The 15,585-nt window shown below is 42.1% G+C and carries 12 protein-coding genes; 4 read left to right on the top strand and 8 right to left on the bottom strand.

The annotated features are described in order from the left end of the window. The first annotated feature begins 21 nt into the window (after window positions 1-21). Both fabG and IH597_12695 read left to right on the top strand, forming a co-directional pair. Complete coding sequence (gene fabG / locus IH597_12700; protein MBE0663310.1) at window positions 22-768, top strand: 3-oxoacyl-[acyl-carrier-protein] reductase; 747 nt, start codon at window positions 22-24, stop codon at window positions 766-768. 6 nt (window positions 769-774) lie between these two features. Further along, on the top strand, window positions 775-2,862 hold the full coding sequence (locus IH597_12695; GenBank protein MBE0663309.1) for a hypothetical protein: 2,088 nt from the start codon (window positions 775-777) through the stop codon (window positions 2,860-2,862). Between the two features lie 198 nt (window positions 2,863-3,060). On the opposite strand, the gene IH597_12690 is transcribed toward IH597_12695, so the two are convergent. The 8 genes from IH597_12690 to IH597_12655 all read right to left on the bottom strand — a co-directional run bounded on the left by IH597_12690 (window position 3,061) and on the right by IH597_12655 (window position 10,608). Next, a complete protein-coding gene (locus IH597_12690; GenBank protein ID MBE0663308.1) occupies window positions 3,061-3,495 on the bottom strand; it encodes a hypothetical protein in 435 nt (144 codons plus the stop codon). A 105-nt stretch (window positions 3,496-3,600) separates the two neighbouring features. Then, window positions 3,601-4,317: an SAM-dependent methyltransferase gene (locus tag IH597_12685; protein ID MBE0663307.1), complete on the bottom strand. Its 717-nt coding sequence runs from the start codon at window positions 4,315-4,317 to the stop codon at window positions 3,601-3,603. A gap of 19 nt (window positions 4,318-4,336) precedes the next feature. Further along, window positions 4,337-5,290: a pyridoxal-phosphate dependent enzyme gene (locus IH597_12680; GenBank protein ID MBE0663306.1), complete on the bottom strand. Its 954-nt coding sequence runs from the start codon at window positions 5,288-5,290 to the stop codon at window positions 4,337-4,339. Between the two features lie 14 nt (window positions 5,291-5,304). After that, window positions 5,305-5,766: a low molecular weight phosphotyrosine protein phosphatase gene (locus IH597_12675; protein ID MBE0663305.1), complete on the bottom strand. Its 462-nt coding sequence runs from the start codon at window positions 5,764-5,766 to the stop codon at window positions 5,305-5,307. 307 nt (window positions 5,767-6,073) lie between these two features. Next, a complete protein-coding gene (gene dnaA / locus IH597_12670; GenBank protein MBE0663304.1) occupies window positions 6,074-7,510 on the bottom strand; it encodes a chromosomal replication initiator protein DnaA in 1,437 nt (478 codons plus the stop codon). Between the two features lie 219 nt (window positions 7,511-7,729). Further along, entirely contained in the window at window positions 7,730-8,341 is a 612-nt protein-coding gene (locus IH597_12665) for a YigZ family protein (protein MBE0663303.1), read from the bottom strand. A gap of 5 nt (window positions 8,342-8,346) precedes the next feature. Next, window positions 8,347-8,802 (bottom strand): HIT domain-containing protein, encoded by a 456-nt coding sequence (locus tag IH597_12660; GenBank protein MBE0663302.1) that lies wholly within the window; start codon window positions 8,800-8,802, stop codon window positions 8,347-8,349. A 36-nt stretch (window positions 8,803-8,838) separates the two neighbouring features. Continuing rightward, entirely contained in the window at window positions 8,839-10,608 is a 1,770-nt protein-coding gene (locus IH597_12655; protein ID MBE0663301.1) for a bifunctional metallophosphatase/5'-nucleotidase, read from the bottom strand. Window positions 10,609-11,070: 462 nt separating this feature from the next. On the opposite strand from IH597_12655, the gene IH597_12650 reads away from it, so the two are divergent. Both IH597_12650 and IH597_12645 read left to right on the top strand, forming a co-directional pair. After that, on the top strand, window positions 11,071-12,513 hold the full coding sequence (locus IH597_12650) for a hypothetical protein (protein MBE0663300.1): 1,443 nt from the start codon (window positions 11,071-11,073) through the stop codon (window positions 12,511-12,513). Window positions 12,514-12,633: 120 nt separating this feature from the next. Further along, window positions 12,634-15,525, top strand: coding sequence for a TonB-dependent receptor (locus IH597_12645; GenBank protein ID MBE0663299.1), 2,892 nt, complete (start codon window positions 12,634-12,636; stop codon window positions 15,523-15,525). Window positions 15,526-15,585: the final 60 nt, after the last annotated feature.

Below are 15,585 nucleotides of genomic sequence, written 5' to 3'. Positions count from 1 at the left end.
AACCAATCAACACATTAACTTATGAATTTACTAAAAGGAAAAACCGCCCTCATCACCGGCGCAGCGCGTGGGATAGGTAAAGGCATTGCCCTGAAGTTTGCAGCCGAAGGCGCCAATATTGCTTTTACCGACATCAAAAATGATGAATCAATGCAAGCGCTGGAGCAGGATCTCACTGCACTGGGCGTAAAAGCCAAAGGCTATGCCTCCGACGCCAGTTCTTTTGATGATTCGGATAAGCTTGTAACTGAAGTAATGAATGATTTCGGTGTCATTGATATCCTTGTCAATAATGCCGGCATCACCCGCGACAACCTCCTAATGCGGATGGCCGAATCCGACTGGGACATTGTGATCAAAGTAAACCTGAAATCCATTTTCAACATGACCAAGGCCATCCAGAAGGTGATGTTGAAACAGCGCTTTGGCAGCATCGTCAATATGAGTTCTGTTGTTGGGTTGGGTGGCAATGCCGGCCAGTCGAACTATGCGGCATCCAAAGCCGGGTTGATCGGCTTTACAAAATCAATTGCGCAGGAACTTGGTTCGCGCAATATCCGCTGCAATGCCATTGCTCCGGGTTTTATCGAAACCGATATGACCGCTAAGTTACCGCAGGATGTGCGTGAAGAATGGATCAAAACCATACCGCTACGCCGTGCAGGAAATCCGGAAGATGTGGCCAATGTTGCGCTGTATCTCGCTAGCGATCTTTCGTCGTATGTTACCGGCCAGGTGATCAGCGTTTGTGGAGGAATGAGTAAGTAATATTTTGTGATCCAACAAATTATCATAAGTTCCGGGGCATGGTTTGTGCCTGTATGTATCCTCGCAGGTGTGCTTTACGCGGCTGCCCTTTACTATCGTGAACGCCGCAATGAGTTTTCCGGCTTGCAGCGCATCGTAATGGGAACCATCAGGGCACTTACTGTTTCATTCATCGCTTTTTTCCTGCTTTCACCGCTTTTCAGAAATACAACGAAAAAAGTTGAAGAACCGGTTATTATTGTGGCACAGGATCAGTCGGCTTCAATTTCTACGGCAAGGGATTCGGTTTTCTATTCGGAATCTTATCCGGCTCTGGTAAACAGCCTTGTGGAAGAACTCGGCAAGGACTTCGATGTGCATACTTTTTCATTTGGCGATCATATCCGCGAGGGTATCAATTTTGATTTTACTGACAAGCAAACCAATATTACGGATATGCTTGCCGAGGTTCAATCCCGTTATCTGAACCGCAATGTTGGGGCGCTCATTCTTGCCAGTGATGGTATTTTCAACCAGGGTATTCATCCGCAATATGCATTGCAATACCTGCCTTTTCCTGTTTATACTGTGGCATTGGGCGATACCACAGTTGTGAAGGATGCAGTAGTTGTGAACGTAGCGCATAACCGGATCGCATTTTTAAATAATACTTTCCCTTTAGAAGTTCATGTTAGGGGCGTTTTATGTAATGGTCTGAACACTACGCTTAGGGTCATAAAAGATGGTACAGTGTTGTTTTCAGAACGAATTGTTTTTTCCGGGAACAATGACAACAGTTTTATTCCTGTTGAGCTGACTGCAGAGCAAGCTGGTTTGCAACGCTATAGAATTGAACTGCTGCCTGTTGACGGTGAAATAATTCTCAGCAACAACGTTAAGGATATTTATATTGAAGTCCTTGAAGCACGCCAAAAAGTACTTGTGCTCTACAGCTCCCCTCATCCCGATATTACCGCCATCCGGCAAACACTGGAAGCACAGGAAAATTATTCAGTTGAAGTTTTTGAAGCTTCGCAATACAATGGAAATCCAAAAGAGTTCAACCTGGCTGTGCTACACCAGGTTCCATCGCGGCAGCAGGCATTTACTTCCCTCATTCGCAAACTCAATGATGCAGATCTGCCGTTGTTGCATATTCTCGGTTCAGGTTCTGACCTCAATGTGTTCAACACACTTGGTTATGGACTGAGTATAAGCGGATCAGCCAGCCGAGTGGATGAAACCCTGCCGGCGCTTAACCCGGCATTTACCTTATTTTCTTTAAGTGATGATTTTACCGAAACGCTCCGCTTTTTCCCGCCATTGTTCAGCCCGTTCGGAACCTATCGTGAGTCGCTGGCAAGTAACGCATTGTTCTACAGGCAGATTGGATCCCTGGTTACCGATGCACCCCTCATGACCTTTGCTGATCTTTCAGGAAGGAAAATTGGTGTGATCGCGGGCGAGGGCCTTTGGCGCTGGCGCCTGGTTAACTTTTCGCGTCGCGGCAACCACAATGCATTCAACGAGTGGCTCACAAAAAGCATTCAGTACCTGGCACTCAGGGAACAAAAGGACCGGTTCAGGGTTCAAACTCAAAACAGGTGGAACGAGAATGAAGAGATTGAATTTTCAGCAGAGCTTTACAATGCATCGTTCGAACCGATTAATACACCAGAGATAGAACTGGTAATCAGCGATGTAGAAGGAAAGCAATTTCCCTTCACATTTTCCAGAACGCGGAATGCTTATTCAATGAAGGCTGGTTCACTCGCGCCAGGCAATTATACTTACACGGCAGCTACTCAATGGCAAACCGAAAGATTGGAGGCCCGCGGCGCTTTCAGCGTGCTGCCATTGCAGGTTGAGTTTACCAACCTCGTAGCGGATCACAGACTGATGAATTCCGTGGCTGAACGCTTTGGCGGTGAAATGTTTTTACCTGCTGATATGGGTCAGATCGCCGATATTATACGGGATCGAGGAGATGTAAAACCAGTATTTTACTTTGAGAAATCCTATCTTGAACTGATTGATTTGAAGTACTTATTTGTTTTACTGATTGCCTTGCTTACTGCAGAATGGATTTTCCGGAGGATTGCAGGTGGGTATTAAAATGTTGAATTCTTAAAATCTCTCGCTAAGACGCGAAGTCGCCAAGGAAGTTTAGAATGTTTAGAATGTTTAGAATGTTTAGAAGGTTTATGGTTTAGGACGTATAGAGAGTAGAGCGGTGTGTTATGGTGATATAAGCAATCTCTCTCTTCTGTTTAAAATCAAAGTTTTGCGTCCTTGCGGTAAGAATTTATCAGGTTAGAATATCGCATTAAACAGATTTTGCGCAATGTGGGCAACTGTGATTGAGCCATCAAGCCGCCTGGCCCTGTTATAATCAGAAATTGCAGAAAATCGTGCTCCAATTTTCAGGTTTGCTTCTGCCCGCAATAAATAGGTGTCGGCGATTTGGTCGTTCAGTTCAATGGATTTTGTAGTGTCTTCAATGGCTCCTTTAAAGTCGCCAAGCAGAAACCTGTTATAAGCGCGGTGATAGAATGCAAGTTCATTACGTTTATCCAATGCAATAGAGCGATCGCATAGTGCAATAGCGCCGGCATAATCCTTTTTTTCAGTTGCTTCAACTGCATACCTTAAAAAATCAATCGCTGTATCTTGTGCCTTGCCATAAATAGAAACTAAACACAGTACTGTAATGGAGATAATGGCGGCAGCACGTCCTTTCAATGTCATAATTTCTCGAGTTTTGCTTTGTGTATTATAACGCTATCATTAACCAAAAGTTACAGGTATTGTAGGTTGAAGAGTTAAAGATACTCATGGCATCATTGTTTTACTTTACCTGTACAATAAGAAAACAGCAGGTTTTTTATGAATCTCAGGAGCATTGTTTTTCCACCATGAAACTGGTTTGTTGATGATCAGTTCGTCGGGAGCATTCAGATTGCATGCAATGCATAGCAATGTCTGGTCTTTGCATGTTTCCATAAGGCCTGAAAACAGGTTCAGGTTGCGATAAGGTGTTTCAATAAAAATCTGGGTTTGGTTCAAACGATATACCTGAGATTCGATTTCCTTAATTTTAGCTGACCTCTCCACGCTTTTTACCGGCAAGTACCCATGAAATATAAAATGCTGGCCATTGAATCCTGAGGCCATAAGAGCAAGCAGAATGGATGACGGCCCGATGAGAGGCACCACCTTTACTTTTTGCTGATGTGCATAAGTCACTACCAATGCCCCGGGGTCAGCGATACAAGGCATACCGGCTTCTGAAAGCAATCCTGTGTTTGTACCTTGTATTGTTTCCTTAAGCATTTCTGGGATTGCCGCAGCATTTACATGCTCATTCAACACATGAAAAGTTATATCCTGGAAGTCACCGCTGTACCCGGCTACTCTGAGGAACCTTCTTGCCGATCGGATATCTTCAACAATAAAAATTTGCAGGGAAAGAATTATTTCCAAGGTAGAGACAGGCAGCGAAGCTGAGGGTTTCCCTTCGGTGAGCGGAACTGGCAACAGGTACAGTGTTCCTTTTCCTGTGGTTTTCATAAAGTTGGTTTTAAGTTAATTACCACGGAATTTTTTGCAGGTCAATATTACCTCCGCATAGGATCAGCCCTACATTTTTTCCTTTCACATTTACTCTTCCTTTCAAAGTGGCGGCAAAAGCAACGGCGGCTGAAGGTTCGATCACGAGCTTGAGTCGTTCCCAAATCAGCTTCATTGCTTCAATTATTTCATCTTCCTCAACTGTTACGATTTCGTTGACATGCTTTCTGATGATAGGGAATGTAAGGCTTCCCAATGAGGTCAATAAACCATCGGCAATTGTATTTGGCTTTTGTGGAGCCGGAATGATGTGTCCTGCCTTGAAAGATAAAAATGCATCATTGGCATTTTGAGGTTCAGCAGCTATAACCGTAGTTGAAGGAGAAAAATAATGGGTCGAAAGTGCAGTTCCACTAATCAATCCACCGCCGCCTACAGGAGCCATAATAATGTCCAGATTTTCTCCGGCATCTTCAATAAGTTCCAGTGCAGCAGTGGCTTGTCCGCAGATAGTTCGGTAATAATTATACGGATGCACCTCAGAAGCATTGGTGCGCTGGATAACGAGTTTCAGCACTTCTTCTCTTGATTTTAGATTTGGCTGGCAGAAAGTTATAATTCCACCATACTCGCGAACCGCAGCAACCTTTGGCTTCGAAGCATTTTCAGGCATTACGATATATGCCGGAATTCCTCTGAGCCTGGCAGCGAGGGCAAGTGCCTGGGCATGATTTCCGGATGAGTGTGTTGCAACGCCATTCACGGCTTCTGGTTCAGAAAGCGAAAAAACAGCGTTGCAAGCCCCACGGAATTTGAAAGAGCCTGTTTTCTGAAGATTTTCGCACTTAAAAAATAGGTTTGCGCCTGTTATCTGGTTCAGGTTCTGGCTCGTAAAAACCGGCGTGCGATGAACATAAGGGCTGATTCTGGAAGCTGCTTCCAGAATGTCATTTTTTCCGGGAAAGTCGTGCATGAAGGATAAGTGAATTATTTAAGTGATTCGGCAATTTTTTCGCAGGCTTCATCCATCATCCGGTATGCTTGCTCAAAATCAGCAATATCCCCATAATATGGATCAGGAACAATTTGATTTTTACCTGGATGAGCCTGATTCATAAGGTAATCAACTTTCTTCTTGTCGGCTTCGTTGCGAGCCAGAAACAGTACATCACGCAGGTTGCGCTGATCCATCACGAAGATCCTGTCATAAATGTCAAAATCATCCACTTTGAACAAGCGCATGGAGTGGGAGGAAATATCAATGCTATGTTTTTTAGCTATTTCAAGGGTGCGGGCATCAGGTTCTTCGCCAATATGGTAAGGTTCAAACCCGGCAGAATCAACAGTCGCATCAAGTCCCTTATCCAGAATCTTTTTCCTCAGAACCCCGGCAGCCAGGGGAGATCTGCAGATGTTGCCAAGGCAAACCATTAATATTTTTTTAGTCATCGCGGTTTTGTTTGTAATGAAAATATGGCCTGTTTTGAATTCAGTCGCTAATGTACAAAAAATAAAAACTGAATGAGGTAAAACAGGATTTATTAACTTTTTGAGAACCTGGACCAATAGTGTTATATGCGGCTAAACCCTCGCAATCTGTTGAAATTTCACGAGGCTTTTTCAAAAGGTTGAATCTTGTCATCCTGAACGAAGTGAAGGATCTCCAAATAGGTGTAAAACAGATTCTTCGCTTCGCTCAGAATGACAAAAACTTAAAAATCGCGAGTTTTGAGACAGTCTCAAGCGTAGCAAGAATTTAAATTTTCAGTTTGTTGTCCAGTTCTTCAACGTAGTTTCTGAACTGCTTATCGGTTTCAATAAGATTGTTTACCGTACGGCAGGCATGCAGAACAGTCGCGTGGTCTTTGTTGCCGCAGTGCAGGCCGATGGTTGCCAGTGATGCTTTGGTATGTTTTTTTGCGAAATACATGGCCAGTTGCCTTGCCTGAACAATTTCGCGCTTGCGGGTTTTGGAATTGATTACTTCGCTGGGAATGTTAAAGAAATCACAGACAAGCTTTTGGATGTAGTCAATCGAAATTTCTTTGGAAGTGCTTTTAACAAACTTGTCAATAATTTGCCTGGCAAGCTCAACAGTGATTTCCTTTTTGTTTAGCGATGATTGTGCAATCAATGAAATAAGTGCACCTTCCAGTTCCCGAATATTAGTCGCAATATTATTGGCGATGTAGTGAATAACTTCCGAAGGCATGGTCATGCCATCATTGTAAAGCCGTTTCTGCAATATTGCCACCCTGGTCTCATAATCCGGAACCTGCAGGTCGGCAGCCAAACCCCATTTGAAGCGACTTAACAACCTGGCTTCAATGCCTTTAAGTTCAACCGGAGGCTTGTCGGAAGTGATGATGATCTGCTTTGATTTCTGATGCAGGTAATTAAAAATGTGAAAAAAGATATCTTGCGTTTTTTCCTTACCTGCTAAAAAGTGGATGTCGTCAAGAATAAGCACATCCATCATCTGGTAAAAATGTACAAAGTCGTTTTGGTTGCCATTCATTGTTGCATCAATGAACTGCTGGATAAATTGCTCGGTTGAGAGATATAATACCGTCTTATCAGGGAAGTTATTTTTAACCTGAATGCCAATGGCATGCGAAAGGTGTGTTTTTCCAAGTCCTACACTACTGTATATGAACATTGGATTAAAGGCTGTCTTGCCTGGGTTCGCAGCTACGGCATAACCGGCTGAACGGGCCAGGCGGTTGCAATCGCCTTCAATGAAATTTTCAAAGGAATACGAGTCAATAAGCTGCGAATTCACTTTTACCTTCCTGAGGCCCGGGATAATAAACGGGTTCGGAATTTCTTTCGACATTCCTCTGTTAATATCCAGAGGCATTGAAACAGGTTGATTGCCGGTTGATTGCTTGTGACTTGTAGGTACTTTTATTGTATAGGCCGGGTTATTGTTATAGCTGTTCTCCATAACAATGCTGTACTCAAGTCTGCCTTTTGAGCCTAATTCCTTTTTAATGGTTTTTTTAAGAAGAGTTATGTAATGCTCCTCGAGCCATTCATAGAAAAACTGGCTTGGAACTTCAATGGTTAAAACGTTATCATCAAGCTTTACTGCCTTAATTGGCAGGAACCAGGTTTTAAAACTTTGGTGATTAATATTGTCTTGGATTACCTTAAGACAAGCCTCCCATACTGCAACGTGATCTACTTTCATGTTTTGTTCAATAACTAATACCAGACCTAAACTAATTAAACAACTTATAATGAGGCCAGAGATAAAAAAACATCCGGGGGTGATGAGCGCCTGATGCTACGCTCCCGATTTTTTAACAAAATTGCAGTAGAAAAAGTTAAAAAAAAAATTTTTTTTGCCTTGATTTTACATTTTTTTAGTTGTATCTAAAGGCCGCCAAAGCCCGGTCAACAGCAACTTTCAGATAGTACGTAAGTATTTGATTTTGACATTAATTAATGAAGAAATCGAATCGGAGGCCAAAATAGCATTTTTTTTCCGAACCGAAATAACAATCCGGCAAATATCTGTGTAAGAACTTTCAATTATTTCAAGGTTTTTTTCTTTTACAACCCTCATTACTTCATTGGTAGCAGTGTATGGAAACACAATCTCATAGAATTCATTAATGGTCCTGGTTAGGATTTCTGCCATATCAAAAGCATCTTTGGTTGCTGATTTGTATGCGTTTATCAATCCACCTACCCCAAGTTTGGTTCCACCAAAATATCGGACAACTACTACAATAACATCCGTAAGGTCGAAGCTCAAGATTTGTCCGAATATTGGCCTGCCTGCAGTTCCTGAAGGCTCACCATCATCATTCATTCGCTGCGATTCACGGGCAGGGCCAATAGCCCATGCGAAACAATGATGCCTTGCATCGTGATATTGCTTACGGTATTTTTCCAGGATTGCCTTTGCTTCATTTTCGTTGGCTGCCGGTTCGGCAAATGCCAGGAATTTGCTGCCTTTTTCTTTGTAGATGCCGCTAGATACACCCCCAATGGTGCGATATGTGTCGTCGAACAGCATTGTCAGTGTTTGTGTGATTTGATAAATTCTATGATGTTACTTATTTCATTGGGTGCTAGCAATTTTCGGTCTGGGTTATCAATCATAACATGCCTGTTTTGTTGCAACAACGCATACCAATCGCCGGGCCGTTTCAGATCACCGGTTTTTCTTGGGATAATGTGAAGATGAAGATGAGCAAAACTTTGTCCGGCAGCTTCGGACTCCTGCAACGACCAATCAAAACCATCCGCCTCAAATGCACGCATCAACAACTGAGTTACCTGCCGGGCGAAAGTGAAAAATTTTGTCATTTCTTCGTTATCCAGTTCATTGATTGTAACCACATGCCTTCGCGGAATGATCATTGAATGACCCGGCAGGATCGGTGAAATATTATAAACTGCCATCACCTTGTCCAAACCCCAGAAAATCTGTTCCTGAATGGATAAAGAGCAAAAAGGACAAGGCTGGTTCATACAATGCAATTATTATGAGAAGATGATTTCAATTCCTTACTTTTTAAACAACAACGCGGCGTCCTTTGCTTTTCCCTTAAGATGCCAATCTGTTGGTACAATGCTCCAGTTAACATAAGGTGATGATGGAGGAACTTTGTTTTCTCTGATCCATTCCATAATCATAAACCTGAGATCTTGCCCCGAAGTATAGGTGATGCGTCTGTTTAGTTCATCGTGAGGAATTCCGGCACCTGTAGTCAGATGCCCACCGCCTCCGCTGGCCCTATAGGAGTTGATCGCTACTTCATAAGTAGAATCGGCGCTGAAAGGCCGTCCATCAATCATTGAAATAATATTCACCCGTTGGCCTGCAGGTTTTGAGACATCAACAGTGTAGATGATGCCTGCAGCCGATTCAAAGTTAAAATGTGGCGTTGCTGTTTGGGGTCTGCCATAAGGATCCGTTACGAGCTTGCCCTGTTCATCTTTCACAAAGTTCAACAGATGGTCGCTGCTGGTTTTCATTTGGTTCAGCCAGTTACTGTAGCTGAATTCTAAAACATCAAGCACTTCTTGTCCGGAAAGTTGCATGGTGTAAAGCTGATTTTCATAACGGTAAAGTTTGAAGAGATCTCCACGCGTGAGCTTCCCTGCAGGAATCACTGCATCAAAGCTTAAAGGCGCTGAAAATGAAAGATCGGCTTTTGTGATCTCAAGTTGGATATGGTGCACAAGGTTCACAAACATTGAGCTTCCAAAAAGTGCATCGCGGCTGAACAAAGAATCCGTAAGTGCACCAACAGGCTGCTTTACAAAATCCTGAACGGGATAAACATAATCAAAGAATTGATCGAGGAAACCTTCATGGGCTGGTAATTTTGTCATATCTGCAATATTGCCCTGCAGTTCTTTGCGGGTTGAGTTTGAAATAGTATCTGAGATTAAGATAATATCGGCAACAGCTAGATTCCTGGCATTGTTTCCTCCGCCCAGCAGCAATGTATAACCTTCGCTCAGGTTAGGAACAAATTCGTTCCAGCGCCGGTGGTCATGCCCTGTAAATACCACATCAAATCCTGCAACACGCTGTGCAATTACTCTTGATGCCTGCTCAAGGTTGGCCGGTATTCCATCAGGGTACTCAACATCAGGTGCCCCTGAATGAAACAGTCCGATCAATAAATCAGGTTTCTCATTACGCTGAATATACCTTACCCAGCTTCTTGCCGAAACTAGCATGTCTTCAAAATGCATTCCACTCCACAATTCCTCAGGTAACCATTGTGGTATAGCCGGTGTGCACAATCCGAGGATGGCAATTTTTTTATTATTTTTTTCAATCATAGTGTAGGGCTTAAAATATGGAAGCCCTGTGGTTTCGTCAATGATGTTGGCCCCAAGCCATGGAAAATCAAATTGCATATTAAGCTTGTCATACACCGGATGTCCTGCCTCAATATCATGATTTCCGATAGTAGTAGCATCGTACTGCATGAAGTTCATAACGCGTGCCATGGGGTGAATACCGGAGGTATCAATGAAGTTGTAATAATAAATGAAAGGGTCTCCTTGCAGGATATCACCATTATCTAAAAATATGACTTCCTGGTTTTTTTTCTGACGCTCGTTCATGACGTATGAATAAACCTGAGCCAATGAATTGGGGCGTGATCTGGCGTCAAGAATATCGTAAGGGAGAACACTGCCGTGCACATCGGTGCTGACTATGATTTTCAGGTATGTAGTATCCTGTGCTGTAGTTACTGTAGAAAACAGAAAAGCAACCAATGCAGATAGTGCTGCGCGGGACATTTTGAAGGTCATTGCGGAAATCTTAGGAAACATTAAACATATATTATTAACGAAAGAACAGCTTGGTATTTTACACACGAACAAAATAATAACAATCGGGAGAAGAAATCGGTTAATTCGAATTGCCTGTTTCACTAAAAATATTCATTGGTGAATTGTTGGTTTGATTATCATTTCTGAAACGGTTCTGTAGAATATGATTAGCATGAGGTAAATTATTTGATGGCTTGCGTATTGTCTTCTTTTCCTGTTGCTTTTCTTAGCATTCCTTGAATTATGCCTTTAAATCTTCACAATTTGATAATGCTTTATTAACGAAATGGTCACTTTGTGTTAATATTTCCTTAACATGACCAGCCTACTTTTGCCGCATAAAATCAAATCTGCTAAACCTATCTATTCATGAACCAATTATTCAAAAAAATGAAAAGCAACAATTTTCAAAAGAGAAATTTCTTTAAGCTGGCATTTTTCATGTTAGCATTAGTCGTTGGATTAAATTCCTGCAAAAAGGGCGACAACTTCAAGGCCCCTAGTGTGACCGCGCCCGATAATCAAACTATCGAAGCCGGTGCAGTTGTTGATCTCATTTTCAGTTACACAGCTGATGGTGGTTTTAAATCAGCCACTGTAAGTGCAGTTAATGGAACTGCAACCATTACAACCAATGGAACTGCTGATGCAGAATCAGGTAATATTTTTGTAGCTTTCACTGCCGGAGATGCCGCTGGCGCAGCATCTATCAAACTTGCTGTAACTGACAATGAAAACCAAACAGATGATGCAACCGCAGTGGTGAATGTTACATTGGAAACACTTGTTGTTGTTTCAAGCAACATCAGCACAAATACAGACTGGACCAGTGATAAAGTATATCAATTGGCTGGTAGGATCACCGTACTTAACGGTGCCACTTTAACTATAGAAGCAGGCACAATCATTAAGGGTGAAGCAGGTACCGGAGCAAATGCCACGGCTTTGCTGATAGCAAGAGGTGGAAAGCTGATTGCTGACGGAGAAGCTGACGCACCTATTATCTTTACATCAGTTGCCGATGAATTATCACCTGAAGATATTGCTGCCGGCAATTTTGGAAGCCCAAACCTTGATCCTGATGTTGATGGATTGTGGGGCGGTGTGCTTGTGCTGGGTAGGGCCCGAATTTCAGCTTCAAATGACAACGGTGACGTGAGCGAAGTTCAGATTGAGGGTATTCCAACTTCAGATCCCAACGGACTGTATGGTGGTAATGATGATTCTGACGATTCAGGTATTCTCAGATATGTTTCCATTCGTCATGGCGGAACCAATATCGGTGCTGGAAATGAGATTAATGGTCTTACTTTGGGTGGTGTTGGATCGGGAACCATCATTGAAAATATTGAAATTATTTCGAACCAGGATGATGGCATCGAATGGTTCGGTGGTACAGTGAATGTTACAAATGCCGTGGTTTGGAATGTTAATGATGACGCCATTGATACTGACCAGTCCTGGGCTGGTACACTGGATAACTTTGTTATCATTGCTCCTGGCGACCACAACTTTGAGCTCGACGGCCCGGAAGGTTCTTATCCCGCCGGCCACACAATTAAGAATGGTTATGTGATTGCTAATGATTTTGATCTGGAAAGATTCTCTGCCGATCTTATTAATACTGACGATAATTCCAGGGTCAATCTTGAAAACATTTTCATCACTTCTATCAGAGATGGCCAGAAAATCAACCGAGTTGTTCATAATGTCGGTGTAGTTAACTTCACTGGAATTTTACTTGATGTGCCCGCAGCAGATCTTGCAAATTATGTAAATGGAGCTGTACCGGCAGGAATTACAGCAGGTACTTCACACACCACAGATCTTTCTGTATTTGGCTGGACATGGGCTGCTCAGGCAGGTAAAATCCCTTCAAAATAAAATGATCCGACTTCCCAGGAATATTTTTAACTATTTACCAATTCAAGCATAAAATATGCAACAGACTTGCAAAATTAATTTTGCAAGTCTGTTGCATTAAGATTTTAAAAAATTATTGCGATGATAAAGTACCTGTTAATGGTTGGATTGATTTTAGTTCTGTCAGGCACAATGGCTCAGAACGGCACAATAAGGGGTTCAGTATTGGACGGGAAAACCGGTGAAACTTTGGTTGGGGTAACTGTATTGGTGAAAGGTACAACGATTGGAGCCAGTACTGATCTGGATGGGAAATTTTCAATCAGTGTTTCAGTGGGTTCGCATGAATTGCAGATAACCTATATTTCATATCAAACAGTTTTACTGGAGAATGTGCGGGTCAAACTCAATGAGGTTACTTTGATTGATGATATTTTATTGCAGGAGAGTTCATTCGAACTTGCTGAAGTAGTTATATCGGCTGAAGCCATCAGAACCACTGAAGCCGTGCTTATGACAATGAAGAAACAATCTGTAGTAATCATGGATGGTATTTCGTCAGCTAAAATAAAATTGATTGGCGATGCTACAGCTGTCGAAGCTGCAAAGCGGGTAACCGGAGTTTCCATTGAAGATGGCAAATATGTATATGTCAGGGGGCTGGGCGACCGGTATTCAAAAACAATGCTGAATCATGTTGATATTCCGGGACTTGACCCTGACCGGAATAGCTTACAAATGGATATTTTTCCAACCAACCTGGTTGACAATATGATGGTAGTTAAAAATTTCACTGCTGACCTGCCCGCCGATTTTACAGGTGGAATTATGAATATTGAAACCAAAGACTTCCCCGAAGATAAAATTTTCAGTGTTTCGTTAAGCACAACTTATAATCCAGATATGCACCTCAATCCCGATTTCCTAACCTATAAAGGAGGTAAAACCGACTTCCTTGGATTCGATGACGGGACCAGGGCTATACCCGGGCAAGCCAAAGAAAGCAAAGTTCCAACACCATATAGCGGTCACCCGCAGGATGAGGTGATAAATTTTATCAATAACTTCAACCCTACCCTGGGTGCAATCAGAGAGAAAAGCTTTGCTGATCTGAGTTTTAGTTTGTCACTTGGTAATCAGATCAGTCTGAATTCCGAAAGTCCAAAAGATCCCAAATTGGGCTATATATTCGCCTTGTCTTATAAAAATGATTATAAATTTTATGATAATGTAACTTTTAGCGAATATCAGCGCTTTTTTGATCCTGACCGTTATGAAATGAGATATGCGACAATTCAAAACGGACAATATGGCGAAAGGAGTACTCTTATTGGAGCGATTGCCGGCCTGGCGTTTAAGACGAAATTGTCGAAAATCAGGTTTACTTTTATGCACCTGCAAAATGGAGAATCCCTGGCTGGAAAATTCTTACTTAATAATGACGGTGAAGCGGTAGGACAATCTGGATATATTGCTGGTTCTGATAATCTGGAGTATAATGAGAGGGCACTGAGTAACCTCTTTTTGAATGGCAATCATCTGATTGGGAATTCTGGTTGGGAGATTGACTGGCGGATTTCACCGACTTTGTCAACATCTTCCGATCCTGATATCCGGAAAACAGCATTTACTTACAGGCCGCTTGATACATTATTTCTGGCTGGCGCCGGTGGAAACCCATCCAGAATATGGCGGTCATTAAGTGAAATCAATGGTTCAGGGAAAGTTGATGTGAATAAGAAATACACTTTATTTGATCGGGATGCCCGGCTCAAATTCGGTGTAAATTATACCTACAAAGAACGCGAATATGAGATTTTGTTTTTCGATATGCAATTTGTAGGCAGTCAGTCATGGCAAACATCCGATCCAACCCAGATTTTAATCCCGGATCACATTTATCCGAACAAACCAAATTCTATTTATTACCAGTCAGGAAATAATGATCCTAACCCCAATGCCTACGAATCGAACATTCGAAATTCAGCAGCATATATCCAGAACGAATTTAGCCCGCTTCCGAGGCTCAGAACTATTCTTGGTGTGAGAATCGAGAACTATGTACAACGCCATACAGGCCGGGATCAGACTTTTGCAAATGGAGATTTTGCAAATGGTAAAAATCTGGTGAACGATAAGGTGCTTGAATCTTTGGATTTTTTCCCTTCTGTTAACTTCATCTTTGCCCTTACAGAAGAACAGAATCTGCGTGTAAGTTATACCCGTACCATAGCAAGGCCTTCCTTTAAAGAACTTTCGTTTGCACAGATCATAGATCCTTTGACCAACAGAATCTTTAACGGCAGCCTTTTTACTTATGCTGACTGGGATGGCAAACTAACTGAAACAAGAATTGATAACATTGACTTCAGATGGGAGTGGTTTCTTGAAAGAGGGCAGATATTCTCAGTAAGTGCATTCTTCAAGAATTTTGACGATCCGATTGAAATGGTAAGAATACCCGAACAGCAAACTAGTACTGAGTATCAGGTTCGCAATGTTGGTGATGGGGAGTTAATAGGGCTGGAATTTGAACTTAGAAAGGATTTGAATTTTATTTCTGAGTCCCTCGCAAATTTTAATTTCAGTGGCAATTTTACATGGGTGCAGTCAAAAATTGATATGTCTGATCGTGAGTTCAACTCAAGAACAACGTACAAGAAAATAGGGCAGGTTGTTGAATCTGTGAGGCAAATGGCCGGACAGGCGCCTTATGTGATTAATGCCGGGCTAACATACGGTAATTTTGATCTGGGAGTGGAAGCCGGGATTTTCTATAATATTAAAGGACCCACATTGGCTATTGTTGGCGCAGGCTTGTTTCCTGATATTTTTGACCACCCTTTCCATAGTCTTAATTTTAGCCTGAATAAGAAATTTATAGATAATCATTTAGTGCTAGATGTTAAGGTTTCAAATATCCTTAAATCATCAATTGAGAGTTTTTATCATTCATACAAGGCCGAAAATGAGTATTTTAGTTCATACAATCCAGGGATTTCATTCGGGCTGGGTATGAGCTATAAGTTTTAAGTATGGCCTGTCTCTCAAAGCGTTGTAACTTTTTCTTATGACGAAAATGCCTTTACTGTG

Source organism: Bacteroidales bacterium (genome assembly GCA_014860575.1).
In the GTDB taxonomy this organism is placed as follows: Bacteria; Bacteroidota; Bacteroidia; order Bacteroidales; family JAAYJT01; genus JAAYJT01.
This window is presented reverse-complemented; position numbering and strand designations above follow the sequence as displayed.

Bases quoted from the DNA above. Each gene is read 5' to 3' on its own strand.
- fabG (MBE0663310.1), top strand. From the start codon at position 22: ATGAATTTACTAAAAGGAAAAACCGCCCTCATCACCGGCGCAGCGCGT.
- IH597_12690 (MBE0663308.1), bottom strand. From the start codon at position 3,495: ATGACATTGAAAGGACGTGCTGCCGCCATTATCTCCATTACAGTACTG.
- IH597_12685 (MBE0663307.1), bottom strand. From the start codon at position 4,317: ATGAAAACCACAGGAAAAGGAACACTGTACCTGTTGCCAGTTCCGCTC.
- IH597_12680 (MBE0663306.1), bottom strand. From the start codon at position 5,290: ATGCACGACTTTCCCGGAAAAAATGACATTCTGGAAGCAGCTTCCAGA.
- IH597_12675 (MBE0663305.1), bottom strand. From the start codon at position 5,766: ATGACTAAAAAAATATTAATGGTTTGCCTTGGCAACATCTGCAGATCT.
- dnaA (MBE0663304.1), bottom strand. From the start codon at position 7,510: ATGAAAGTAGATCACGTTGCAGTATGGGAGGCTTGTCTTAAGGTAATC.
- IH597_12660 (MBE0663302.1), bottom strand. From the start codon at position 8,802: ATGAACCAGCCTTGTCCTTTTTGCTCTTTATCCATTCAGGAACAGATT.
- IH597_12655 (MBE0663301.1), bottom strand. From the start codon at position 10,608: ATGACCTTCAAAATGTCCCGCGCAGCACTATCTGCATTGGTTGCTTTT.
- IH597_12650 (MBE0663300.1), top strand. From the start codon at position 11,071: ATGTTAGCATTAGTCGTTGGATTAAATTCCTGCAAAAAGGGCGACAAC.
- IH597_12645 (MBE0663299.1), top strand. From the start codon at position 12,634: ATGATAAAGTACCTGTTAATGGTTGGATTGATTTTAGTTCTGTCAGGC.